The organism is Caldicoprobacter algeriensis (assembly GCF_023838525.1).
Lineage (GTDB): Bacteria > Bacillota > Clostridia > Caldicoprobacterales > Caldicoprobacteraceae > Caldicoprobacter > Caldicoprobacter algeriensis.
The window spans coordinates 46,358-68,968 of record NZ_JAHUQD010000005.1; the positions used below are offsets into that span (position 1 = coordinate 46,358).

The following is a 22,611-nucleotide window of genomic DNA, read 5'->3' on the forward strand; positions in this document are numbered from 1 at the left end:
GAGGAGAAAACCTCATAATATTATTGACAAACATTGTTATAAAGTGCTATTATCGCAAGTGAGCAATAAGATTAAATATCAAACGGGGAGCTGAAGCAATTCGGCTGAGAGGGAGTTGTATGACTCCGACCCGATGAACCTGATCTGGGTAATGCCAGCGTAGGGAACGAATTGTGGAAGGGGACTACGTGCCCTATTGTTTGGCATGTAGTCTTTTTTTCTCCCCGGAAAAAGGGAGGAGAGGATAGTATGAAGAGGACGAACACCAGGATGCTGGTGGAAGCCGGAGTTATGATAGCTCTGGCGCAGGTGCTAAGCTATGTTATACTATTTGAGATGCCACAGGGTGGTTCTGTCACGGCAGGTTCTATGGTACCCATTTTTATCTTTGCCTTAAGGTGGGGCACTCCCAGAGGGCTGTTGGCGGGTATGGTTTATGGGATTTTACAGTTCATCCTAGGGGAAAAATACAGCTTCCATATAGTATCCATACTATTTGATTATGTTATAGCATTTGCCTGTCTTGGCTTGGCAGGCGTGTTGAGGCATAATGGGATGGTCGGCGTAATGGCCGGCGTGTTTATGGGAGTGCTGGGGAGATTCATAAGCCATGTCATATCTGGAATAGTGGTGTTTCCACACTATGCTCCTGAGGGACAAAGCCCATGGGTATACTCCATACTCTACAACGGCTCTTACCTGCTTCCAGAGTTTATAATCTCAATGGTGATTGTAGGGTTGCTGTACAGGGTCCTTAAATTCCAACTGCACATGGATAATAGATCCTCTTCTAATTATTCAGCTTAATGTGCAAAGTAAAAACTCAGGAGGAAACTCCTTTAATCATTTATACACAAAAGTTTGGAATCTCCGGTTATTACAATTCTTTGAATGCGATGCTTGTAAAATAAAAAGTCCAGGTATTTCGCCTGGACTTTACTCGTTAAATGGTACCTTGTTCTTTTCTGCGAATCTCTTGAGAACATCGACGATCCACTGGAAATCGTCCTTTATAACGCCCTTTTCGATGATATATGGTGCATCTTCACCCTGAACGTGAACTTCTATCCTTTCAACGGGCTTGGAGAAAAATAGTATTTTCTTTATGCCGGTGGTGCGTTGAAACTTGATTATCTTGCTGGCATGGAATCTTTTCCAGTGTTTGCCGCCTGCAAGTAATGAAAGCTCTCCCAGATCCGCATTAAACTCCTTGACATACTGGGCCCCCATACTACCCATTCCTCCTTATACGTTTTTACTCCCGTTGAAGTAAAACGCTGAGGAATACGGTATAATAGATATGCAAATACGCTTTCTGGATATGATACAGCGGCAAACGGGATGCTATATTAATTATAGCATACTACTAAAACCGAGAAAAGGGGTAAGGATTGTCATAAGTTTAGAATTTAACGATACATTTTTGTGACAATGTGCTAAAATATGGTTATGCTGTACTTTGCAAAATCAATACGGGGAGGCATTTTCATGAACAGCACTATCAGGGATATAACTCTGGCAGATGAAGGCCAGAGACGAATCGACTGGGTCAGGCGCTACATGCCTTTGCTTAACCAGCTGGAGAAGGAATTTGAGGCGACAAAACCTTTTAAGGGTAAGAAGATTGCGGTGTCGGTACATCTAGAGGCCAAAACGGCTTATCTGTGCCTCGTTTTGGCAGCCGGAGGCGCTGAAGTTGCTGTCACCGGCAGCAACCCGTTATCTACGCAGGATGCCGTGGCGGCGGCGCTGGTAAAAGCCGGGCTTACAGTTCATGCATGGCACGGCGCCACCGAAGAGGAGTATAAAGAGCATCTGAGCAGGACTCTGGATATAAGGCCCGACATCATCATCGATGATGGGGGAGACCTGGTGGCTATGCTGCATTCTTCACGCCAGGAGCTGTGTGACAGGATAATAGGCGGCTGCGAGGAGACCACCACCGGCGTCCTCAGGCTGCGGGCCAGGGAAAGGGAAGGTAAGCTGAAATTCCCCATGATTGCTGTAAACGATGCATACTGCAAATACCTCTTTGACAACCGGTATGGCACGGGACAGTCGGTATGGGATGGTATCATGCGCACCACAAACCTCATCATCGCGGGCAAGAACGTGGTGGTGGCAGGGTATGGCTGGTGCGGAAAAGGGGTGGCCATGAAGGCCAGGGGCCTTGGTGCAAACGTGATCATAACCGAGGTGGACCCGATAAAAGCCTTGGAGGCTGCCATGGACGGCTTCAGGGTGATGACCATGCTTGAGGCTGCCGAGATTGGCGATATATTCATAACCACTACCGGTTGCACCAAGGTCATAAGGCGAGAGCACTTTGAAAGGATGAAGGATGGGGTACTGCTGGCCAATGCGGGGCACTTTGACGTTGAGATATGTAAACCTGATCTGGAGGCCCTGGCGGTGGAAAAGCGCATGATGCGCCACAATGTGGAGGGCTACGTGATGAAGGATGGAAGGGTGCTGAATCTCCTGGCCCAGGGTAGGCTGGTGAATCTGGCCTCGGGTGACGGGCATCCTGCTGAAATCATGGATATGAGCTTTGCGCTGCAGGCCCTTTCGGTGCAGTATCTGATTGAAAACGGGGACAAGCTCGAACCAAAAGTATACAGCGTTCCACGGTTTATCGATTACAGGGTAGCACGGATGAAGCTCCAGGCCATGGGTATTAACATCGATTCCTTGACCCCTGAGCAGGAACGCTATCTTATGTCTTATTGAATTTACATGGAAATGCTGTGCCGGGACAAGCGTTTTTGAAGGATAAAATGAGTTTGGCGTGTGAAGCCAGAGGTGAAAACTGAGGCGGTTCAAGATAAGCATATAAATGCACGGAAGGAGGCAAAGGGCGCATTTGTGATATCCTGTGTAGAGATAGGATGTGCTGCGCCGGTATGTTATGAGGGCTCTCATAAGAAACGTTTATATAATCACCATGGATGATCAAGATAATCAATATCCTGGCGGCTGCATTGCCGTAGAAGGCGATACAATTGCATACGTAGGGGATGAAGAACGTCTACCTGCGGGTTTTGTGCCCGATGGGATACTTGACGGCTGTGGCATGTTGGCCTTACCTGGGTTTGTCAATGCCCATACCCATTCGGCTATGTCGCTGTTCCGGGGCTATGCCAACGATATTCCGCTCATGGATTGGCTGGCGCAAAAGATATGGCCTCTTGAGGACAGGTTGCAGCCGCAGGACGCTTACTGGCTGTCCATGCTGTCCATTGCAGAAATGGCCATGAGCGGGGTCACCGCTTTTGCCGATATGTACATGTTCATGGATCAAACAGCAAAAGCGGTGGAGCATTCAGGGATTCGAGCTGTTCTGGCAAGAGGATTGCAGGGGCCGGATGCCAGGTCGGAGCAGCGCCTTGCGGAAAACCGCCGACTGTGGGAGGAATGGCACGGTGGGGCAGAAGGGCGTATAAGGGTTATGGTTGGGCCACATGCCATCTATACCTGTGACGGTGACTACCTGAAGCGCTGCATGGATCTGGCAGAGCAACTGGGGGTGGGCCTCCATATCCATTTGGCCGAGACGCGCACCGAAGTCGAAGAGGCATTGAAGAAACATGGCAAAACTCCTGTTGAATACCTGGAGAGTATAGGTTTTTTCAATCTGCCGGTTTTGGCCGCTCACTGCGTGCACCTTACGCAGCGCGATATGGATATACTTAAGGAACACGACGTACAGGTGGCGCATTGCCCTGTTAGCAATTTAAAGCTGGGCAGCGGCATCGCACAGGTATCCCTGCTCCTTGAAAAGGGGATAAACGTAGGGCTGGGGACCGACAGCGCAGCCAGCAATAACAGCCTGAGCGTTATGAGGGAGATGACCTTTGCCGCTTTGCTAGGCAAAGGTATAAACGAGGACCCAACCGTTATTCCGGCAAAACAGGCCCTTAAAATGGCCACTGTTTGCGGTGCAAAGGCTATAGGGTGGAGCCACGAGATAGGTTCACTGGAGCCGGGAAAGAAGGCCGATATAATACTGATCAAGTGTGATGCCCCGCATTATTATCCTGCTGCTGACCCGGTTACCCATCTGGTGTACAGCGGGCGCGACGCTGACGTTGATACCGTTATTGTAAACGGAAAGGTATTGATGAGGAAGCGGCAGCTGACCACCATAGACTTAGAGAGGGTATACTATGAGGTTGGACAAATAAGAAACAGGGTTATGGGGGGGGGAACTGAAGATGCGTGCTGAAAATGTTGCAATGAGTCGCATTGAGGAACAGGCAGGGAGGGTCGACAGGGCCTTGAAGGGCCTGGTTTTGTACAGGCAGCTGCGGCATGAGCCGGCTGTTCAGGCATTCGAGGATTTTGTGGCCGGCCTTGTAAGCGACGGCGTTTGTGCCGGACGGCTGTGGGATGACTATAACCGTTTTGTACGAGGACCTACCTGGAGATGGTGGAACGCCTTGCGTCCAGATGCGGGATCTCGATGGACGCCGATGCTTTGAGGGAAGAGGCCCTGCGCTGGGAGAAAAGGTATAACGGCCGTTCGGGGCGTACAGCCCGCCAGTTTATAGATTATCTTGAGGCAAGGCTGGGCGACGCGTCTCAGAGCTGGGAGACTGCGTCAAAATATGATGAGGGGGCATAAATGTTTTAATGCTTTGTTAGGTGATTATTAAAGGTTTTATAAAAGTTGCGTAAAACTTTTGAAATATATCTAGGGTATAATATAAGCAAGCCAAATAAGAGGGGGGAGGCCCATGTACAGGTTGTTCAGGAGCGAGGTCGGAAGAGGGATTACCGGAATCATAGTCTCGATTATACTGGTGTTGGCGGCATTATTTCCCATATTCTTTATGGAGCTGTTAAGCCAGCTGGTATCTTTGACTTGAGTTTTGTAACAAATGCTGTGTTGGGCATTTGATGGACGGTATAGATTGTGGTGGATATAACATCTGCACAGGTACATGAAAGTCAGTGGTATATGAAGGCCATCTCCGTGGGAGGGGATGGCTTTGTGTTTTTAGATGATCTATATTAAACATGAAATGACCGAGCACTGCCCGGTCATTTCATGAATACATGGTTGCCTATCACCACGCTGCTTGCAGCCTTGCGCTCCTTCATCCATCTGGATGTGGCCGTCCTGGGGTTATAATAAAACAGGCATCCTCCGGTTGGGTCATACCCCATTACGGCATCCAGGGCGGCTCGATAGCATTCTACATCAGGGGTGAGATAAATCTGTCCGTCCTGAACACACGTGAAGGCGTAGGGCTGCATTATAACCTCTTTCAAGGTATTGGGGAAAAGGGGAGATTTCAACCGGTTCATTATTACGGCGGCTACTGCTACCTTACCTGTATATGGCTCCCCTCTTGCTTCGCCATTTATCACTCTGGCCAGCAGGTGTACATCATCTGGCTTTCAATGGGTAATGCTGCATATCCTGTTGACGTAGTCTGTTATGACCCTGTGCTGGTTTAAGTCTGTCTCTGCCAGTGCTTGGGTGGGTATCATGAAGCAGGCTGTTGCAAGCACGAGGGCTAGAGCCTTTTTCATGATTGTTCCCTCCTCCATGTATTATTTTGTGCTGGCCAGAACTTAATATACCTTGAAATACTTGAAATAAAAGGCTATATCTTGTTATAGCGTTTTAGTATGCCCTGCAGCATTCTCGCATGCCTTGCTTCATCTTTTGCCGAAAGGTTGAAATAGTCCCGGGCCGAAGCGATACCCAGCTCTTGTGCCTTGTCTGCTGCCTCTTTCTTTCCTTGATTGGCAAATACTTCACCTTCTAACATTCTTTTGATGTTTTCGAATATGTCTTCCTGCAACATGCCGTTGAGCTCTGCAAATACTGCGGCATGCTCGGCTTCCTCCCAGGCAATGGTTTTGAGTACCTCTGCTATCTCAGGATAACCCTGCCTTTGGGCCAGCCTTGCCATGGCCAGGTACATGCCCACTTCGCTGGTTTCGCCGTTGAAGTTTTGTTTGACCACCCTTTCAAGCTCTGTACCTTTGGTTTCGCCGAGTATGTTTTCAGTTACAAGCTTTAAATCCTGCATATTATCGCCTCCCATCACTTGTTGTTTTTTATATTGCTGAAAGCCTCAAATATCCTTTGTGCAATTTCCTTATTTTCATTGTTCAAATCGGCAAAGTACAGAAAGGTGCTGCCCTTATATTCTAAGTAGTCTCCCAAAAGCGCTATTTCCATACAGCTTCTTATTATGTTTATGACGCATTCGTCATCGTGATATAGCTGACAGTTTTTGCATTCGTTGAGTATAAAGGCTATGGCATTTATCAAGTCTTCTTCGTCATACAGCTTGGTGTCGAAGGAGGGTATGTTGTCCATGCCGCCATCTATGAACTCGTTGTGTTGCTTAAAGGCTTTTAGCAATACGTGCTTGCAATAGCCTATCAGGCACGCCTCTTTTTGACATGTACCGCAAAAGTCCTCGGTGAGGCAGCATTTTCCAACCTGTTCAATCAGCCGGTCATAGTTGATGTTCTTGTTCAATCATTATCCCCCTTTTATGGAGAGTTATGTTGTGTTATTATTTCTATATATTTACCTAACCCGCGTGGTAAAGCATGAAACAGCTTTTTCAATTTGTTAAAAAGGGGTTGCTTTAAATACGGAAATTCAGCTTATTGATCGATACGTCGGATTACGGCTATGTATGGACGGATGGATAAACAAATCCATGCGAGTGTTGAAGGCCAAAGGGTTTTTGAGGCGACAAACACAGTAATATGCCGGTGTCTGATGATGATTTTTGTTGTGAAAAAACGGCAGTAAACTGTTGTTCGGAATGTTGAGAAGGAAACAGTGCATGAGATTTTACGTGACAACGGTCATGCATATGGGTATAAAATTAGTGTTAATGTTTTAATTTACATAGATTTTAACAGAAATTTAACGGAAAGGGGAAATGTGTAGGCGATGCTTAGCGATATCGAAATTGCACAGCAGGCAAAGCTCAGGCCTATCGTCGATGTGGCATCACAGATCGGGCTTGATGAGGATGACCTGGAGCTGTACGGCAAATATAAGGCTAAGGTGAACTTGGCGGTATGGGGCAGGATTAAAAACAGGCCAAATGGCAAGCTCATATATGTAACCGCCATTACCCCCACTCCTGCCGGCGAGGGCAAGACCACAACCGCGGTGGGGATTACCCAGGCCCTGGGCAGGCTGGGCAAGAGAGTGGCGCTGTGCTTGAGGGAGCCGTCCCTGGGTCCGGTCTTTGGCATCAAAGGTGGGGCAACCGGCGGGGGTTATTCCCAGGTGCTGCCTATGGAGGATATAAACCTCCACTTTACCGGTGATATACACGCCGTGGGGGCAGCACACAACTTGCTGGCCGCCCTGATTGACAACCACATTGTCAAGGGAAATGAGCTTAACATCGACCCCACGCGCGTTGTCTGGAAACGGGTGATGGATATAAACGACAGACAGCTGCGCAGAATAGTCACCGGTTTAGGAGGAAAGGCCAACGGTATCCCCATGGAATCCGGTTTTGATATCACGGCTGCCTCCGAGATTATGGCCATACTGTGCCTGGCATCGGATATGGAGGATTTAAAGAGGCGTCTGGGAGACATGCTGGTGGCATATACCTACGATGGACATCCGGTGTATGCCAGGGATTTGAAAGCCGTGGGCGCCATGGCCATACTGCTCAAAGATGCCATAAAGCCCAATATAGTGCAGACTCTGGAAGGTCAGCCTGCTTTTATACACGGTGGCCCGTTTGCTAATATCGCTCATGGCAACAACTCCATCATGGCTACCCGCATGGCCTTGAAGCTGGCTGACTACGCCGTTACCGAAGGCGGTTTTGCAGCTGATCTGGGTGCCGAGAAGTTCTTTGATATAGTCTACAGAATCGCTCATATAAGGCCCGATGTGGTGGTGCTGGTGGCCACCATTCGTGCGCTCAAGTTTCACGGCGGCCTGCCTTTGTCCAGTTTAAATGAAGAGGATTTGGCCGCACTTGAGAGAGGACTGGCAAATTTGGATCAGCACATAGACAATTTGAAGAATGTTTTTGGCTTGCCGGTTGTGGTGGCTTTGAACAGATTTCCTAGCGATACTGCCGCCGAGATACAGCTTCTGAAAGAGCATTGTGCAAGGATAGGGGTGAAGATGGCGGTCTCCGAAGTGGTAACCCGCGGTGGAGAAGGCGGAATTGAACTTGTCGAGGCGTTGCTGGAGGCAATGCACGAGGAGAACAACTTCAGGCCGCTTTATGACCTTGAGACCTCCATTGAGGACAAGATCGAGGCCATCGCCTGCCGGGTTTACAGGGCGGATGGCGTTGTGTACAGCAAGGAAGCCAAACGTGCCATAGACACCTTGAAACATCTGGGATACGGCAATCTTCCAGTGTGCATAGCCAAGACGCAGATGTCATTTTCGGACGACCCGTCCTTGAAAGGTGCTCCCAGGGGCTGGAAGCTCAACGTTCGCGAGGTCAAGGTATCGGCCGGTGCGGGATTTATCGTGGTGCTGACGGGATCCATGATGACTATGCCGGGGTTGCCCAAAAACCCGGCTGTCGAGAATATGGACATAATGCCAGATGGCACCATAGTGGGGCTGTTTTAAGGCATACGGCGGGTACATGATTTGTGCGGCATGTGCTGTACACGGGTATTTGGGGCAGTATAGTGCCTGAAAATTTTGTACAGCTCATGCCGCACGCTTTTTTGCTTGTTTTGTACTGTTAAAAAGAAGTTTTCTGTTCAGCTGAGTAATGATATATCAATGATCAACATTCATTGGGAAACGGACAATTGACAATTGGCTGTTTAAACGGTAGTATTGAGCAGCATATCGCCGATGCGGTATACATCTCCGGCGCCCATGGTAAGCACTATATCCCCTGGGCTGATGTTCTCTTTGAGATAGTTTGCTATCTCCTCAAACGTCTGCATGTACATACAGGGCTGGCCGGTTTGTAAGATGGCCTGCACCAGGTCACGAGAGTGAACCTCGCCAGTGTCCTTTTCCCGCGCTGCGTAGATATCAGTTATTATGAGCCGGTCGGCCTGTTTGAAAGCATGCACAAATTCGTTAAACAGCTTTTTGGTGCGGGTATATGTATGGGGCTGAAACACGCACCATATCCTGTTGTGGGGATAGTTTTTCACTGTCTCCAGGGTGGCCTTTATTTCGGTGGGGTGATGTGCGTAATCATCTAGAATGGTGACGTCCCCCATTTTGCCCTTGAATTCCAAACGGCGGTGAGTGCCCCTGTAGGTCGTCAGGGCCTCCTTTATTACCTCGAAGGGTATGCCCAGGGCATATGCGGCGGCAGTTGCCGCCAGGGCATTGTACACGTTGTGCTTGCCGGGTATAGACAGGCTCATATTACCCACGTATTCTCCTTTGTAGTAGGCTTTAAAAGAAGCCGTTCCCTGGCTGTTGTAATGTATATCGCAGGCCTTCCAGTCTGATGGTCCGTTGATACCATAGCTTATGGTGTTGCATTTGACCTCGGAAAGCAGCTTTGCTACCAGCGGATCATCGGCGCAGCCCACTGCGTATCCGTTTTGTGGCACCAGGTGTGCGAACTTGCTGAATGCCTGGTATATGTGATCTATGTCTTTGAAATAGTCCAGGTGGTCTGCGTCTATATTTAGAATAATGGCTATGTACGGCTTAAAGTGAAGGAAGCTTTCGACGTATTCGCAGGCCTCAGTTATAAAGTACGGGCTGCTGCCCGTGCGTACGTTGCCGCCTATGACGTCCAGCTCGCCGCCCACCAGTATGGTGGGGTCCAGGTTTGCATGGAGCAAAATGGTTGAAAGCATGGAAGTGGTGGTGGTTTTGCCGTGGCTGCCCGATACACCTATGGAATAGGGATAGGCCTCCATGATCTGGCCCAGCAGCGTGGCCCTGTCGATCACAGGGATGTTTCTTTTATGGGCTTCTTGGATTTCGGGATTGTCTGCTTTGACGGCGGCGGTATGTACCACCAGCCGGGCGCCTTGCACGTTTGAGGGGTGGTGCCCTATAAACACCCTGGCGCCTTTTCCACTGAGCCTCTGCGTGATGTGTGATTCCTTCAAATCCGAGCCGGTGACGATGTATCCCCGCCGAAGCAGTATCTCGGCCAGGCCGCTCATGCTGATGCCGCCTATACCTACAAAATGGACCTGGCATCCTTTAAAATCGTCTATGTGAACCGTTTGCATTGTTACACACTCCTTGAATATAAAGGCTATTTCCTATTATAACCGTTGGGATTGCCGTTAATCAATGGGCGAATTTTTAAAATAGAGATTGACTTTATAGGGTTCTTATCATATAATTATATACTGCGATAGAAATGTATGATTGATAATTTTCAATATGGAGGGGTGCCCGAGTGGTCAAAGGGGGCAGACTGTAAATCTGTTGGCGCAGCCTTCGGTGGTTCGAATCCATCCCCCTCCACCAGGAAGAAGGGTGGTTGATATAAAAATATCAGCCACCCTTTTTGGTATTCTTCGACTAAACGGGTTTAATCTCTGGCTTGCGTGGAGCATTTTGGTTCTATGCCTGTATTGATTTTTTACTAGTGGTATGCTATACTTAAATCCATTGTTGGACAAATTTATATTTAACCAGTATCTTTACTGCTTGAGGAGGCGAACAAATGAGAAGAAGGTTGTTTACGTCGGAATCTGTTACTGAGGGGCATCCCGATAAGATATGCGATCAGATCTCTGATGCTGTGCTGGATGCCATTTTGGCCAAGGACCCCTATGCCAGAGTGGCGTGTGAAACCGCTGTGACTACCGGCCTTGTATTAGTCATGGGAGAGATCACCACCGACTGTTATGTGGACATTCCCAGCATTGTACGTGAAACAGTTCGTGAGATAGGATATACAAGAGCGAAATACGGCTTTGATGCTGATACCTGCGCTGTTATAACCTCTATAGATGAGCAGTCGCCAGACATCGCAATGGGGGTAAATAAGGCTCTTGAAGCCAAGATGCAGGAGATGGAGGACGATATAGAGGCCATTGGGGCGGGCGATCAGGGCATGATGTTTGGCTTTGCCTGCAACGAGACCCCTGAGCTCATGCCTTTGCCCATTTCGTTGGCCCATAAGATTACCAGGAGATTGGCACAGGTACGCAAGGATGGCACGCTGGAGTACTTAAGGCCCGATGGGAAATCCCAGGTTACCGTGGAGTATGAGGGGGACAAGCCGGTGCGTGTACATACCGTCGTCGTTTCGACGCAGCACAGCCCGGATGTCGACCACTCTACCATCGAAAGGGACGTAATCGATAAGGTCATAAAGGCCGTTATTCCTCCCGAGCTTCTGGATGACAAAACCCGTTATCTGGTCAACCCAACCGGCCGCTTCGTGGTAGGAGGCCCTCAGGGTGACTCGGGACTTACCGGCCGAAAGATCATAGTGGACACTTATGGTGGGTACGCGCGGCACGGTGGCGGTGCCTTCTCGGGCAAGGACCCCACTAAAGTCGATCGCTCGGCCAGCTATGCAGCTCGGTATGTGGCTAAAAACATTGTTGCAGCCGGGCTGGCTGATAAGTGCGAGGTGGCGGTTGCCTATGCTATAGGCGTGGCCAGGCCGGTATCCATCAGTGTCGATACATTTGGTACGGCAAAGGTGCCAGAGGAGCTCATACTGGAGCTCATACACAAGAATTTTGACCTAAGGCCCGGTGCCATCATAAGGGACCTCAATTTGAGAAGGCCCATATACAAGCAGACGGCTGCCTACGGCCATTTTGGGCGTACGGATTTGGACCTGCCGTGGGAGAAGACAGATAAGGCCCAGCTGTTGAGGGAGCAAGCCTTCGGCAAATAATAGCGGGACTGCGCTTATAGAATACAGAGCATACGCACATTGGAAGATATGGATACCTGACACGCATGCCCCAGTCTCAAACGGGATTGGGGCTTTTTTATTTATGCGGGTATGCCTCACCTCTTGAGGCGCAGCAGCATACTATGGAATGTGTGGATGGATTATCCTGCGCCGTAGAGGGGGAGTATGCATGTACATCGATACATACCTTGCCATTGTCCTGTGGGTATTTGCCATATTCGGGTTTATATGCTTTGTGGTACTGGTGCTTCGCGATATATCATCGGCTTTAGGCAATAAAAAAGGAAGTTTCAATGTGGTCATAACGGCACAGAATCAGGAGGATGCCATAGAGGGCATTGTAAAGGGGTTTATCCTTAAAACGGCGGTGGACGGCGCCGAGGACTCGTTGGTCAACATCGTACTGGTGGATGTGGGCTCATGCGATGATACGCCAAAGGTCATGGAACGCCTTGCCAGGCAGTATTCCTATATAAAATTATTGAAGCCAGGGGAGCTGTGCGGTTATTTGACCAAATTGATACACGGTTCCAAATGATGTCTTAAAAAAAATATACGATAACATTTTTGATATGACAGGAAAACGAGCGGCTGTTATTCAGGCCGGGGAGATTATTCCCCGGCTTTTTTCGTACCTTCCAAACCCGGGCTATCATGTAGTATGAGCTGTACAGCTTAAAAAACTTGTGCAGGGCCGGCCCTCGCTTGATAGGAGGGCGTGTTGCTTTGGAATACCTGTTTAAGGAACTGGTGGAAAGAGCCAAAAGGGGAGAGGTTACCGCTGCTCAGCTGATAATTGACAGGCTGCATCCCCTCATCTGTTCTGCCATACGGCGGTGTGGAGCCGGGCCTGACAAGAAGGACCTTTATCAGGAAGCCTGCCTTATAATCCTTCAGTGCATAAAGGATTTCAACCCTTCAAAGGGGGTACCGTTCCTGGTATACGTTAAAAAGAGGGTGTATTTTGGTCTGATGAATACCGGCAGGCAAAGAGTTTCAGCCATTTCGCTGGATAAAGAATTTGAAGGGCATGACGGTGATACGTGTACCCTGGGAGACCTGCTGATGAGCCCTCAGCCCGGTGTGGAGGAGACGGTGATGCAGACCGGTGAAGTCAGGCGGCTGTACCGTGCTATAGGCAAGCTATCGCCTAAACAGAGACAGGTTATACTCCTGCACTTCTTCTACGGGCTGAAATACAAGGATATTGCCCGGGCAAGGAACAGCCACTACAAATCGGTACTCAGGCTGAAGGACAGGGCTCTGAAATCCCTAAAAGAGCATCTGGAGAAAATTGAGGACGATGTGTCTCTCAAGAGCCGGTTTTGAATTCTAGGAAGTAGATAGAGGAAAGGAGGTGAGACGATGGCCCTGGAGATAAGGCCTATGGATGCAAGGCTTCAGATTCAGCTGGATATGGGGCAGGACCAGAATGGCAGGAGGATTACTAGGACTCGAAGCTTGAACAGAATAAAACCTGATGTATCTGATGAGGATCTCTACAACATAGCTGCTACCCTAGCATCGCTGCAGTCCCATCCAGTGATAGCTATTCGCAAGACGGCGCAGTTTGATTATGTCAACGTTTAAGTAAACTTAAATTCCGGTATGGGGGGTGAGAAAGGTGGCGCAGACGCTGGAGATGGTTTTTAAGACGGGGCAGGGCAGAACCTACCGCATCACGCTGGATGACCCGCGGTTTGACCTTCAACCGGCTGAGGTTAAGGCTTTCATGGACCTGGTGATCAGCGTAAATCCCTTCGATGTAGAGGGAGGACTGGTTGAAATAGCAGAGGCAAACATCATCGATACAGAGGTTCAGCCCCTGCAACTGGTTTGAGGGAAGATAGAGGAGTGCCTGCCACTCCTCTATCTTATTTGAAATATTTGAAATATCGCCTTAAAGGGATTTTTCATTGAATTTACAGTTTCATGCTTTACGCTCTCGTATAGCTTGTATAGATTTTATGGCTTTATGAACTATTTTTACACTGTTATGCTGACCTGTTCATAAAATGTGGTAAGGAGGAATGGGTATGGAACAGCTGCTCAGCCTTGTCGGCAACGTCGGCTTTCCCATCGTGCTGTCAGTGTATCTGCTGGTGCGCATCGAAGGAAAGCTGGAGGGTTTGACGCAGTCCATTCAGGAGCTGGCACGGGTCATAGCTGCAATAGAGCGTTAAAAAGCGGCTTTACACCGTGATGAAGGTTTTACGGTATCGTAAAGTTTTTACTTTTGAGTAGGTCACTTTTTGAAGAGGCGTTTGAGATATAAGGGGTATTGACTGCAGCGAAAGTGATATAGTATAATTTCTGACAATAAAAAATGGAAATATTGTATAAAAGGCTGTGAACGGGAAAAGTACATTCACTGCGAGCCTCCAGAGAGCCGGGATAAGGTGCGAGCCCGGTGGCAAGCGGTGTATGGAAGTTCTCCCGGGAGCTGCAGGCTGAAGGGGAAGCGCCCATAGGGCCAGGATGTATCGGTGTAGAGGCGGTATATCCGGTCAAGCATGAGCCATGGTTGCGAGTATGGCACGAGCTGCCATAAGCGGTTTTAAAGCGGGTGCGTTCCCTGCGTAGGCTGAGACGGTGGCCTTCGCCGTTATCCAGGAAGGGGGATATGGCGTCTTTGCCTTTCAAGCCCGGTTACGTGTTCAGCTTTTCGTTGTAGTGGTGTAAGTGGATATATCGTCACTGGCGGAGAGCGTCGGACGGTGTGCTGTTTAAGTCTGCGGCCATCATTAACTGCAGTTGTGCTGTATGTGCACGTGTAAAGGTTAGGCTGAAGCCTACCTGACGGGCTTGTGAAGGGCAATGACAAGTATCCTTAAACGAGAGGGTTATCGTATATCGATAGCCAAGTTAGGTGGTACCGCGGGAAATACTCCCCGTCCTAAACAGGACGGGGATTTTTTTATAGCCATATGATGCACATTTATCACAAAATTCCGAAGGGGGTGTTTTAAAGTGATTGTGGTCATGAAACCCGGCGCTACCCAGCAGGAGATCGAGAACGTCGAAAAGCGGCTGAGGGAGCTGGGTTTTAAAACCCATCCCATCTATGGCGAAGTAAAAACGGTGATTGGCGCCATAGGCGATAAGAGGCTGGTAAAGGAGCATAACCTTTCGCACCTGCCAGGGGTGGAGGGCATAGTTCCCATAATGAAGCCATACAAGCTGGTGGGGCGTGAGCTTAAAAAGCAGGATACGGTGGTGGAAGTAGGCGATGTGAAAATCGGCGGGAAAAAGCTGGTGGTGATGGCCGGGCCCTGCGCCGTCGAAAGCGAGGAGCAGATATACGAGGTAGCCCGTAGGGTAAAGGAGGCGGGTGCTGCTGTGCTAAGGGGCGGGGCTTACAAGCCCAGAACCTCCCCATATTCCTTCCAGGGTATGGAGGAGGAAGGACTCAAGCTGCTGCATCAGGCTGCCAGGATGACTGGCCTCAAGGTGGTTACCGAGGTGATGGACACCAGGGATGTGGAGCTGGTCAGCCGCTATGCCGATATCTTACAGATCGGGGCGCGCAACATGCAGAATTTCCGGCTGCTCAAGGAGTGCGGCCTTTCAGGCAAGCCGGTGCTTTTAAAGCGCGGCTTGTCGGCTACCATCGAGGAATGGCTCATGGCTGCCGAGTACATCGCGGATGCCGGCAACCAGAACATCATACTGTGCGAGAGGGGTATTCGCACCTTTGAGACGGCGACGCGCAACACCATGGACATCAACGCCATTCCGGTGGTAAAGGAACTCTCGCACCTACCGGTTATAGCCGACCCCAGCCATGGCACAGGAAACTGGAAATGGGTGGATGCAGTGGCTAGGGCATTTGTGGCGGCCGGGGCAGATGGACTCATGATAGAGGTGCATCCCGACCCTGCCAATGCCGCAAGCGATGGAGCGCAGTCCCTCCAGCCCGAGAAGTTCGCCCGTTTGATGGAGGAGCTAAAGCCCATTGCGCAGGCAGTGGGACGGGAGCTGTAAAAGCTGTATAACTTCAAGGGAATAATTCTTGGTTGCCCGCGATGTAGGTGATTGCAACTCGCGTTTAAGGCAATGCGCCGGTGTGCACTCCTTTGCTGTGTGGTTTTGACCGGTAGTTTTGACCGGTAATCTCATTGCACCGCAGCCGACCGGTTAGGCCTGCATTGCGATAAATTATGATTTTACTGTAAAAAGCCTATTTTGCAGCAAAATCAATTATGGATTTGATACGCCGAAAATATGGCGCACAGGCAAGAAAAGAGGTGAATTGCCTGAAAGGATATGGTAAAATATCTTTAAAGCTTGCAGGAGATTGAGCTGTGTGGTAATCTTCAGCGATTTATGGCTGTGATTTGCAATACGCTCCGGGTTATATATATAATTACGGGAAGCGGGTGGCTTAAAAAGTGGTGGAAATCACGGGCATCATAGAGGAAGTGGTGTTTCGCAACGAGGACAACGGTTTTACCGTGATAGAGGTGAGGGATGAGAGCAGCAGGGCTCTGGTGACGGCGGTGGGCAGCCTGCCCTATGCCAATGCGGGCGAAAAGGTGCACATCGTGGGCGAGTGGACCATGCACCCCGATTATGGCCAGCAGCTTAAGATCCATGCCATGAAAAGCGTTGTGCCCTCCACTTTGGACGGCATGGAAAAATACCTGGCATCGGGGCTCATAAAAGGGGTGGGGCCATCCACCGCCAGAAAGCTTATCGAACGCTTTGGAATGGATGTACTGAAGGTGATAGAATTTCATCCCGAGCGCCTCACCAAGGTGGAAGGGATTGGCCCGGCGAAGGCCGAGATGATAGCCGCTTCCTATGCTGAACACAGGGAAATAAGGGAAGTCATGATGTTTCTTCAGTCCTACGGCATCACCACCACCTATGCCATAAAGATATACAAGATGTACGGCAATGACGCTATCGGCATCATAAAGGAAAATCCCTATCGCCTGGCCGACGAGGTGACGGGCATAGGATTTAAGACGGCTGACAGGATAGCGCAGAACATGGGTGTGGCCTTTGATTCGCACTACCGAATCGCGGCAGGGGTAAAGTACGTGCTTTCCCAGGCGGCAGCCGATGGGCATACCTACCTGCCCAGGGATATTCTGGTGGAGCAGGCTTCGCTTCTGCTGGGAGTGGACAAAGGCCTGGTGGAAAATGCCATCATATCCCTGGCGGTTCAGCAATCCATTTTTATCGAGAACATCGAGGGCCAGACGGCGGTGTACCTGGCACCTTTTTATTACGCCGAGGTGGGGGTGTGCAGGCGCCTTGTAGAGCTGTCGATGGTGGACGTAAACCCGGGCGCGTTTGACATAGAGGAGATGCTCAGGAAATTTCAGAAGGAGGAAGGTATACTCCTCGCGCTCAAGCAGCGGGAGGCTGTGATCGAGGCTTTATCCAACGGGGTGACGGTAATAACGGGCGGGCCGGGCACCGGTAAGACCACCATCATTAACTGCATCATAAAGCTGATGGAGCAGCAGGGAATGACGGTGGTGCTGGCGGCTCCCACCGGCAGGGCGGCCAAGCGCATGACCGAGACTACCGGTAGGGAGGCCAGGACCATACACAGGCTGCTCGAGTACAGCTACAGCGATGAAGGGCCGTACTTTCAGAAGGATGAGGACGACCCCATACTGGCCGATGCGGTGATAATAGACGAGGTGTCGATGGTGGACGTTCTGCTGATGAACCACCTTTTGAAGGCCATCGTGCCCGGCACACGGTTGATACTGGTGGGGGACGTTGACCAGCTTCCTTCGGTGGGGCCGGGCAACGTGCTCAAGGATATAATCTCGAGCGGGATTATCAAGGTGGTGCGCTTGACCGAGATTTTCAGGCAGGCACAGGAGAGCATGATAGTGCTCAATGCCCACAGGATCAACCAGGGGCACATGCCCCATCTCAACGTAAAGGGCGGTGATTTTTTCTTCACCAGGCGGGAGACTCCACAGCAAATACTGGATACTGTTCTGGATCTCATATGTCGGCGACTACCCGCTTTTGCCGATTATAATCCCCTCAGAGACGTACAGGTGCTGGTGCCCATGCGCAAGGGTGCCATTGGGGTTAACAATTTGAACAACGAGCTGCAAAGGGTCCTCAATCCCCCGTCGGATGAAAAGCGGGAGAAGCTGTTCCGCAATACCCTGTTCAGGGAAGGCGATAAGGTGATGCAGATCAAGAACAATTACCGTACTCCCTGGAAGAGGAAGGTTCACGGCATGGTGGTAGAAGAGGGCGAAGGGGTCTTCAACGGCGACATAGGCTATATCGCTTCCATAGACCATGAGGAGCAGAGCATGACCGTCATATTCGATGATGACAAGGAAGTGGTGTATGATTTTTCGCAGCTGGACGAGCTGGAACTTGCCTATGCTATATCCATTCACAAGAGCCAGGGCAGCGAGTTTCCTGTGGTTATCATTCCGCTGGCGTGGGGACCGCCCATGTTAATGACCCGCAATCTGCTCTATACAGCGGTGACCAGAGCGCGGGAGATGGTGATCATAGTGGGACGGGAACGGGCAATCGAGGCCATGGTCAGGAACGACTATGTGGAAAAGCGCTATTCGGGGCTTATGCACCACTTCAGAAAGCTGTTTGCGGTATCCAACTTCTGAGAAGGTGGTACCCATGGACCTGTTTGCCATCAAGGAAGCCATTCTCGATATACTGTATCCCCAGAACATAGCCTGTATCCTCTGCCGGCAAAGGGCCAGGGACATAGACGACAAAGGTCTATGCCGGACATGCGCTGGCTCGCTTCCACTTATTACCCCGCCGGTGTGCCATAAGTGTGGCAGGCCCCTTGGGGAAGAGGGCATATGCATTGATTGCGCGTATGTGCGCTATCATTTTGAACAGGCCGTCTCGGTCCTGCACTATACCGCCGAGATAAAGCAGCTCATACATCGGTTCAAGTATGGTGGCATATCGTATCTCAGCCGTACCCTGGGGTGGTGGATGGCTGAAGCTTTCAATCAGCGTTGCGGCTGGGATGTGGACGTTATCGTACCGGTGCCGCTTCATCCCAGGAGGCAGCGCCAGAGGGGGTTTAACCAGTCGGCGCTGCTGGCCAGGGAGATGGGCAGATATATCGGTGTGGCGGTCAATGAGAGGGTGCTTGTCCGTAAGAAATACACGCCTGCGCAGGCAGCACTGGACAAGTTCCAGCGCATGCAAAACCTGCGGGATGCCTTTGAGGTAAGCCAGCCTGCTGTGGTGCGGGGTAAGTCGGTTTTGCTGGTGGACGACGTGTTTACCACGGGCAGCACGGTTGATGAGTGCAGTAGGGTGCTGCTTCAAGCGGGGGCTCAAAGGGTGTACGTGCTTACCTTGGCCACTGGCCGGTAAGCCACACCTTCTCGTATAAATGCTTTTTGTTTAAGGGGTGAGATGCTGTGAATATTCGCAATTGCAAACGATGCAACAGGCTGTTTCAATACAACGGCATAAAGTACTGTCCCAGTTGCGTGATGGAGCTGGACGAGATGTTCAAAAAGGTGAGGGACTATTTGTATGAGCACCCTGATGCCACCATAGTCGAGGTTTCAGAGGCTACGGGGGTGGAGGAGAAGATAATATTCGAGTTTTTACGCGAGGGGAGGCTGGAGCTTAAGGAGCCATCGCCGATGCTGACCTGCGAGCGGTGCGGCAAGCCCATCACCACGGGAAGAATGTGCAAGGAGTGCCTTGCGGTGTTTGAAAGAGGCTTGAAGAAAGGGCTTAACGAATCTGCCAGGAAGGTCTCGGATTTAAAGCCCGACAGCAGCAAAATACATTTAGCCGATTATATCATCAAGAAGAGGGAAAGGGAATAAACAGGTAGAAGAGATAGGCTAAATGGATCCATTGGACGAGAAATGTGATTGAAGAGGGGAATGCAGATTACCCCTAAATTTTTTGTCCGCGCATGCCGATATTATATATGAATCGCGTTAAAGAGGTGAAGGGGTTTGAAGATCGATTCAACGCGCATTTCCCGGATATTGAATTTGTATGCCAGCCAGGATTCGCAAATTCGCAGCGTTAAGAATAGAAGCAACAAGGCCGATGAGGTGATACTGTCAAAGGGGGCCCAGATTTTTCAGGAAGCGCTAAAGGCCGCAAAGTCGGTACCTGATGTTCGATTGGCAAAAGTGGAGGAGATAAAGGCACGGCTCGAAAGCGGGCAGTACCGCGTGGACAGCTGGAGCATAGCCTCCAAGATGGTGGACGATTTGCTGAAACAGGACAGATAGCCGAGATAGGTGCAGTTGCGTTTAAGCCATTTTTAAGCTGTTTTTGTTTATAGTTCGGAGCTTTTGCAAAGAGCTTTGCTTGGGAGGGTTCAAAGCATTAAGTGCTGCGAAGGCAAAATTGCGTGTGAGGGATTGAGGTTATGGACAGCCTGCAAAAAATTGTGGATATACTGGATAAGGAGTGCGAGCTTTACAGCATACTGCTGGATTTATCTAAAAAGAAAACGCAGGTTATTGTGGATGCTGATATAGGCGAGCTGGAAAAGATTGTGGAGATGGAGGAGCATCTCATATTTGAATTGAGGAATCTAGAGGACAAGCGCGAGGAATGGGTAACCGATTTTGCAAAGCGGCGGGGCGTTACCCCTGGAGATGTCACCGTATCCTACCTTGTATCGCAGGCAGAGGGTCAGATTCAGGAGAGGCTCAAGCAGCTGCAGGATCGGCTTTACGGCATAATAGAGGAGCAGAAGCAGGTGAACCAGATAAACGAACGGCTCATCAGGAACAACCTGGAGTTTATCGATTTTTCCATAGGTTTGATCACCGGTCGGGGACAGGCGGGGAGCATATACAGCAAAACCGGTGGAGCGGATACCAGGCAGCAGGGACGCAGCCTGATAGATAAAAAGGTATAAAGCAGGGAGTGAGCTTCATGCGTTCTACTTTTTACGGCCTGGAGATTGCAAGGAAGGGCCTGCACGTCAACCAGGCAAATCTCGAGGTTACGGCGCACAATATCGCCAATGCCAATACAAAGGGATATTCTCGCCAGCAGGTCGTACAGAAGGCTATAGAGCCCGGCACGGGCCTGGGGCTGTTTACTACCTACGGCGGATATGCCGTGGGGGGCGGTGTTGACATACAGCAGGTGCGCCAGATACGCGACGCGTACCTGGACATGCAGTACCGCAAGGAATCGACGGCTTTGGGCGAATGGGAAGTAAAGCGGGATATTTTAGCATACCTCGAGGCCATATTCAATGAGCCTTCAGAGTCGGGGATAAACACGGTGCTCAACGAGTTTTTCAACGCCCTTCAGGCCTTGAGTTTGAATCCAGAGGACCCAACCACCCGTGCTACGGTGCAACAGAAGGCCCTGGCGCTTACCGAAAACATAAGGAATGTCTATACCAAGCTAGAAGAACTGCAGAGGGAGGCCAACCAGGCCATAATATCTCATGTGGAGGATATAAATTCTTATGCGCGGGAGATCGCAGCCCTCAACGAGCAGATATTCAAGTTTGAATCCACCGGCAGGCCGGCCAATGACCTGCGCGACCAGCGCAACCTCATTGTGGACAACTTATCGAAAATCGTGCAGGTATCGGTATACGAGGACGCCAGCGGCCGGTTCAGGGTGGACATCGCGGGCCAGACTTTGGTCAACCATACCAAGGTTTATGAGCTGGACGTTATACCTAGGAGCAGCAGCATAAACGGCATGCCCTATCCCAAGAACAACCACGTGGATGTGGATGAGCTGGTGGAAGTGGTGTGGAAGGATACCGGTGAAAGGGTTAACATCACCGGAGGCATGTTGAAGGGCTTTATCGATATGCGGGACGGCATAGGGGGCAAGGAACAGCCATTGCCTGGGGTTCCAGAGGAGCTTTCGGGCACTTCCCCGATTTCTGGGCAGTTCCAGCCCGCACCCAACCAAAATGCCGAATACGGGATACCCTATTACATGCGCATGTGGAACCTGTTTGCCCATACGCTTATGATTACTTTCAACGAAATCCACAGCCAGGGGTACACGTTAAAAGGTGAGACCGGGATATACTTTTTCTCGGATGGCAGTGCCAATTTTGACCCGGCCAACGTTCGACAGCCCATAGCCAAGTTTATCACCATATCAGATGAGATAAGGAATGACTGGAACAACATCGCAGCAATTTACTTTGATGCGGAGGATATAGCCAACGGGATGGATCCCCAAAATGGGTTTAACCCGGCTGATGCAAAGGGCAACAACAAAAACATACTGAGGCTTCTTGATTTGAGGCACAAGACCTACGTGCCCGAGTGTGACAATATGGACAACTTCACAAAAGCGCTTATATCCACGCTTGGGGTGGCCAGCCGTCAGGCCGCCCATATGGCCGACAACCAGGAGGTCTTGGTCAATGAGATGGACAAGCGGCGCCAGTCGGTGTCGGGCGTGTCGCTGGATGAGGAGATGGCCAACATGGTGCGCTTCCAGCATGCCTACAACGCATCGGCCAGGATTTTGACCGCCATTGACGAGATGCTGGAGATACTCATCAACAGGATGGGAGTTGTGGGCAGATAGTTATGCTTGAGGTATGCGCCTTGTTGTGCTGCACTGCCAGTTGGCGTTTTAAGGTGGTATATAATGTGGTATTTATTGGAAGTGAATGTATACGTAGGAGAATTGGTCGTATATATCGGGAATTTCGTGTATGAAGCTATACGATAGACAGTTTTATATAAAACTTCGTATGCGTGGCTATGTATTTTTATATCGGCGTATTATTGGCGCAACATATTATATATTATTATGT

General features: G+C 50.1%; 27 protein-coding genes, 1 tRNA gene and 1 riboswitch. Of the genes, 22 read left to right on the forward strand and 6 right to left on the reverse strand.

The window, feature by feature from the left end; all coding sequences use genetic code 11:
• The first annotated feature begins 73 nt into the window (after positions 1-73).
• Positions 74-183, forward strand: a riboswitch (TPP riboswitch).
• Positions 184-249: 66 nt separating this feature from the next.
• Positions 250-807 (forward strand): energy-coupled thiamine transporter ThiT, encoded by a 558-nt coding sequence (gene thiT / locus KVG29_RS04360; RefSeq protein ID WP_252226863.1) that lies wholly within the window; start codon positions 250-252, stop codon positions 805-807.
• 129 nt (positions 808-936) lie between these two features.
• Here the strand turns inward: thiT and KVG29_RS04365 are convergent, their stop codons facing one another.
• Positions 937-1,230, reverse strand: a complete 294-nt coding sequence (locus KVG29_RS04365) for a hypothetical protein (protein ID WP_252226864.1) — start codon at positions 1,228-1,230, stop codon at positions 937-939.
• A gap of 258 nt (positions 1,231-1,488) precedes the next feature.
• Here KVG29_RS04365 and KVG29_RS04370 point away from each other — a divergent pair, with 258 nt between their 5' ends.
• The 5 genes from KVG29_RS04370 to KVG29_RS12375 all read left to right on the forward strand — a co-directional run bounded on the left by KVG29_RS04370 (position 1,489) and on the right by KVG29_RS12375 (position 4,868).
• A complete protein-coding gene (locus KVG29_RS04370) occupies positions 1,489-2,730 on the forward strand; it encodes an adenosylhomocysteinase (RefSeq protein ID WP_252226865.1) in 1,242 nt (413 codons plus the stop codon).
• Between the two features lie 178 nt (positions 2,731-2,908).
• Positions 2,909-4,225, forward strand: a complete 1,317-nt coding sequence (locus KVG29_RS04375) for an amidohydrolase (RefSeq protein WP_252226867.1) — start codon at positions 2,909-2,911, stop codon at positions 4,223-4,225.
• Positions 4,215-4,481 carry a hypothetical protein gene (locus KVG29_RS04380; RefSeq protein ID WP_252226868.1) on the forward strand — a complete coding sequence of 89 codons (267 nt, stop codon included), beginning with the start codon at positions 4,215-4,217 and terminating at the stop codon, positions 4,479-4,481. Before KVG29_RS04375 ends, KVG29_RS04380 begins: the two co-directional genes overlap by 11 nt.
• Positions 4,463-4,624: a DUF815 domain-containing protein gene (locus KVG29_RS04385; RefSeq protein WP_252226870.1), complete on the forward strand. Its 162-nt coding sequence runs from the start codon at positions 4,463-4,465 to the stop codon at positions 4,622-4,624. The genes KVG29_RS04380 and KVG29_RS04385 overlap by 19 nt, the downstream gene beginning before the upstream one ends.
• A gap of 112 nt (positions 4,625-4,736) precedes the next feature.
• Complete coding sequence (locus tag KVG29_RS12375; protein ID WP_276576387.1) at positions 4,737-4,868, forward strand: hypothetical protein; 132 nt, start codon at positions 4,737-4,739, stop codon at positions 4,866-4,868.
• 175 nt (positions 4,869-5,043) lie between these two features.
• On the opposite strand, the gene KVG29_RS04390 is transcribed toward KVG29_RS12375, so the two are convergent.
• The 4 genes from KVG29_RS04390 to KVG29_RS04400 form a co-directional block, all read right to left on the reverse strand.
• On the reverse strand, positions 5,044-5,373 hold the full coding sequence (locus tag KVG29_RS04390) for a cell wall hydrolase (RefSeq protein ID WP_252226872.1): 330 nt from the start codon (positions 5,371-5,373) through the stop codon (positions 5,044-5,046).
• 30 nt (positions 5,374-5,403) lie between these two features.
• Positions 5,404-5,538: a hypothetical protein gene (locus KVG29_RS12380; RefSeq protein WP_276576388.1), complete on the reverse strand. Its 135-nt coding sequence runs from the start codon at positions 5,536-5,538 to the stop codon at positions 5,404-5,406.
• Positions 5,539-5,612: 74 nt separating this feature from the next.
• Positions 5,613-6,044, reverse strand: coding sequence for a ferritin-like domain-containing protein (locus tag KVG29_RS04395; RefSeq protein ID WP_025747942.1), 432 nt, complete (start codon positions 6,042-6,044; stop codon positions 5,613-5,615).
• Between the two features lie 14 nt (positions 6,045-6,058).
• Positions 6,059-6,502, reverse strand: coding sequence for a hypothetical protein (locus KVG29_RS04400; RefSeq protein ID WP_252226874.1), 444 nt, complete (start codon positions 6,500-6,502; stop codon positions 6,059-6,061).
• Positions 6,503-6,928: 426 nt separating this feature from the next.
• Here KVG29_RS04400 and KVG29_RS04405 point away from each other — a divergent pair, with 426 nt between their 5' ends.
• Positions 6,929-8,599, forward strand: a complete 1,671-nt coding sequence (locus KVG29_RS04405) for a formate--tetrahydrofolate ligase (RefSeq protein WP_252226876.1) — start codon at positions 6,929-6,931, stop codon at positions 8,597-8,599.
• A 203-nt stretch (positions 8,600-8,802) separates the two neighbouring features.
• Here KVG29_RS04405 and murC read toward each other — a convergent pair whose 3' ends face one another.
• Positions 8,803-10,191, reverse strand: a complete 1,389-nt coding sequence (gene murC / locus KVG29_RS04410) for a UDP-N-acetylmuramate--L-alanine ligase (RefSeq protein WP_252226878.1) — start codon at positions 10,189-10,191, stop codon at positions 8,803-8,805.
• A 159-nt stretch (positions 10,192-10,350) separates the two neighbouring features.
• On the opposite strand from murC, the gene KVG29_RS04415 reads away from it, so the two are divergent.
• The 15 genes from KVG29_RS04415 to flgK all read left to right on the forward strand — a co-directional run bounded on the left by KVG29_RS04415 (position 10,351) and on the right by flgK (position 22,379).
• Positions 10,351-10,435 (forward strand) — tRNA-Tyr (locus KVG29_RS04415).
• Between the two features lie 199 nt (positions 10,436-10,634).
• Positions 10,635-11,825, forward strand: coding sequence for a methionine adenosyltransferase (gene metK, locus KVG29_RS04420; RefSeq protein WP_252226879.1), 1,191 nt, complete (start codon positions 10,635-10,637; stop codon positions 11,823-11,825).
• Positions 11,826-12,015: 190 nt separating this feature from the next.
• A complete protein-coding gene (locus KVG29_RS04425; protein ID WP_252226880.1) occupies positions 12,016-12,384 on the forward strand; it encodes a glycosyltransferase family protein in 369 nt (122 codons plus the stop codon).
• 188 nt (positions 12,385-12,572) lie between these two features.
• Complete coding sequence (locus KVG29_RS04430; protein ID WP_252226882.1) at positions 12,573-13,175, forward strand: RNA polymerase sigma factor; 603 nt, start codon at positions 12,573-12,575, stop codon at positions 13,173-13,175.
• 36 nt (positions 13,176-13,211) lie between these two features.
• Positions 13,212-13,436, forward strand: coding sequence for a DUF1659 domain-containing protein (locus KVG29_RS04435; RefSeq protein WP_252226883.1), 225 nt, complete (start codon positions 13,212-13,214; stop codon positions 13,434-13,436).
• Between the two features lie 34 nt (positions 13,437-13,470).
• Positions 13,471-13,686 (forward strand): DUF2922 family protein, encoded by a 216-nt coding sequence (locus tag KVG29_RS04440; protein ID WP_252226884.1) that lies wholly within the window; start codon positions 13,471-13,473, stop codon positions 13,684-13,686.
• A 196-nt stretch (positions 13,687-13,882) separates the two neighbouring features.
• Positions 13,883-14,029 carry a YvrJ family protein gene (locus KVG29_RS04445; protein WP_252226885.1) on the forward strand — a complete coding sequence of 49 codons (147 nt, stop codon included), beginning with the start codon at positions 13,883-13,885 and terminating at the stop codon, positions 14,027-14,029.
• 227 nt (positions 14,030-14,256) lie between these two features.
• Positions 14,257-14,397 carry a hypothetical protein gene (locus KVG29_RS12645; protein WP_463065076.1) on the forward strand — a complete coding sequence of 47 codons (141 nt, stop codon included), beginning with the start codon at positions 14,257-14,259 and terminating at the stop codon, positions 14,395-14,397.
• Positions 14,398-14,816: 419 nt separating this feature from the next.
• A complete protein-coding gene (gene aroF / locus KVG29_RS04450; protein ID WP_252226886.1) occupies positions 14,817-15,830 on the forward strand; it encodes a 3-deoxy-7-phosphoheptulonate synthase in 1,014 nt (337 codons plus the stop codon).
• A gap of 407 nt (positions 15,831-16,237) precedes the next feature.
• A complete protein-coding gene (gene recD2, locus KVG29_RS04455) occupies positions 16,238-18,463 on the forward strand; it encodes an SF1B family DNA helicase RecD2 (protein WP_252226887.1) in 2,226 nt (741 codons plus the stop codon).
• A 13-nt stretch (positions 18,464-18,476) separates the two neighbouring features.
• A complete protein-coding gene (locus tag KVG29_RS04460) occupies positions 18,477-19,196 on the forward strand; it encodes a ComF family protein (protein ID WP_252226888.1) in 720 nt (239 codons plus the stop codon).
• 47 nt (positions 19,197-19,243) lie between these two features.
• Positions 19,244-19,663: a MerR family transcriptional regulator gene (locus tag KVG29_RS04465; protein ID WP_252226889.1), complete on the forward strand. Its 420-nt coding sequence runs from the start codon at positions 19,244-19,246 to the stop codon at positions 19,661-19,663.
• 135 nt (positions 19,664-19,798) lie between these two features.
• Entirely contained in the window at positions 19,799-20,083 is a 285-nt protein-coding gene (flgM, locus tag KVG29_RS04470) for a flagellar biosynthesis anti-sigma factor FlgM (RefSeq protein WP_252226891.1), read from the forward strand.
• A gap of 140 nt (positions 20,084-20,223) precedes the next feature.
• Positions 20,224-20,721 (forward strand): flagellar protein FlgN, encoded by a 498-nt coding sequence (locus KVG29_RS04475; RefSeq protein WP_252226893.1) that lies wholly within the window; start codon positions 20,224-20,226, stop codon positions 20,719-20,721.
• 17 nt (positions 20,722-20,738) lie between these two features.
• A complete protein-coding gene (gene flgK, locus KVG29_RS04480) occupies positions 20,739-22,379 on the forward strand; it encodes a flagellar hook-associated protein FlgK (RefSeq protein ID WP_252226895.1) in 1,641 nt (546 codons plus the stop codon).
• The last annotated feature ends 232 nt before the right edge of the window (positions 22,380-22,611 follow it).

Excerpts from the sequence above, each read along its gene's own strand:
- thiT (WP_252226863.1), top strand. The coding sequence starts at position 250 with ATGAAGAGGACGAACACCAGGATGCTGGTGGAAGCCGGAGTTATGATA.
- KVG29_RS04365 (WP_252226864.1), bottom strand. The coding sequence starts at position 1,230 with ATGGGGGCCCAGTATGTCAAGGAGTTTAATGCGGATCTGGGAGAGCTT.
- KVG29_RS04370 (WP_252226865.1), top strand. The coding sequence starts at position 1,489 with ATGAACAGCACTATCAGGGATATAACTCTGGCAGATGAAGGCCAGAGA.
- KVG29_RS04375 (WP_252226867.1), top strand. The coding sequence starts at position 2,909 with ATGAGGGCTCTCATAAGAAACGTTTATATAATCACCATGGATGATCAA.
- KVG29_RS04380 (WP_252226868.1), top strand. The coding sequence starts at position 4,215 with ATGCGTGCTGAAAATGTTGCAATGAGTCGCATTGAGGAACAGGCAGGG.
- KVG29_RS04385 (WP_252226870.1), top strand. The coding sequence starts at position 4,463 with ATGGACGCCGATGCTTTGAGGGAAGAGGCCCTGCGCTGGGAGAAAAGG.
- KVG29_RS12375 (WP_276576387.1), top strand. The coding sequence starts at position 4,737 with ATGTACAGGTTGTTCAGGAGCGAGGTCGGAAGAGGGATTACCGGAATC.
- KVG29_RS12380 (WP_276576388.1), bottom strand. The coding sequence starts at position 5,538 with ATGAAAAAGGCTCTAGCCCTCGTGCTTGCAACAGCCTGCTTCATGATA.
- KVG29_RS04395 (WP_025747942.1), bottom strand. The coding sequence starts at position 6,044 with ATGCAGGATTTAAAGCTTGTAACTGAAAACATACTCGGCGAAACCAAA.
- KVG29_RS04405 (WP_252226876.1), top strand. The coding sequence starts at position 6,929 with ATGCTTAGCGATATCGAAATTGCACAGCAGGCAAAGCTCAGGCCTATC.
- murC (WP_252226878.1), bottom strand. The coding sequence starts at position 10,191 with ATGCAAACGGTTCACATAGACGATTTTAAAGGATGCCAGGTCCATTTT.
- metK (WP_252226879.1), top strand. The coding sequence starts at position 10,635 with ATGAGAAGAAGGTTGTTTACGTCGGAATCTGTTACTGAGGGGCATCCC.
- KVG29_RS04425 (WP_252226880.1), top strand. The coding sequence starts at position 12,016 with ATGTACATCGATACATACCTTGCCATTGTCCTGTGGGTATTTGCCATA.
- KVG29_RS04435 (WP_252226883.1), top strand. The coding sequence starts at position 13,212 with ATGGCCCTGGAGATAAGGCCTATGGATGCAAGGCTTCAGATTCAGCTG.
- KVG29_RS04445 (WP_252226885.1), top strand. The coding sequence starts at position 13,883 with ATGGAACAGCTGCTCAGCCTTGTCGGCAACGTCGGCTTTCCCATCGTG.
- KVG29_RS04460 (WP_252226888.1), top strand. The coding sequence starts at position 18,477 with ATGGACCTGTTTGCCATCAAGGAAGCCATTCTCGATATACTGTATCCC.
- KVG29_RS04475 (WP_252226893.1), top strand. The coding sequence starts at position 20,224 with ATGGACAGCCTGCAAAAAATTGTGGATATACTGGATAAGGAGTGCGAG.
- flgK (WP_252226895.1), top strand. The coding sequence starts at position 20,739 with ATGCGTTCTACTTTTTACGGCCTGGAGATTGCAAGGAAGGGCCTGCAC.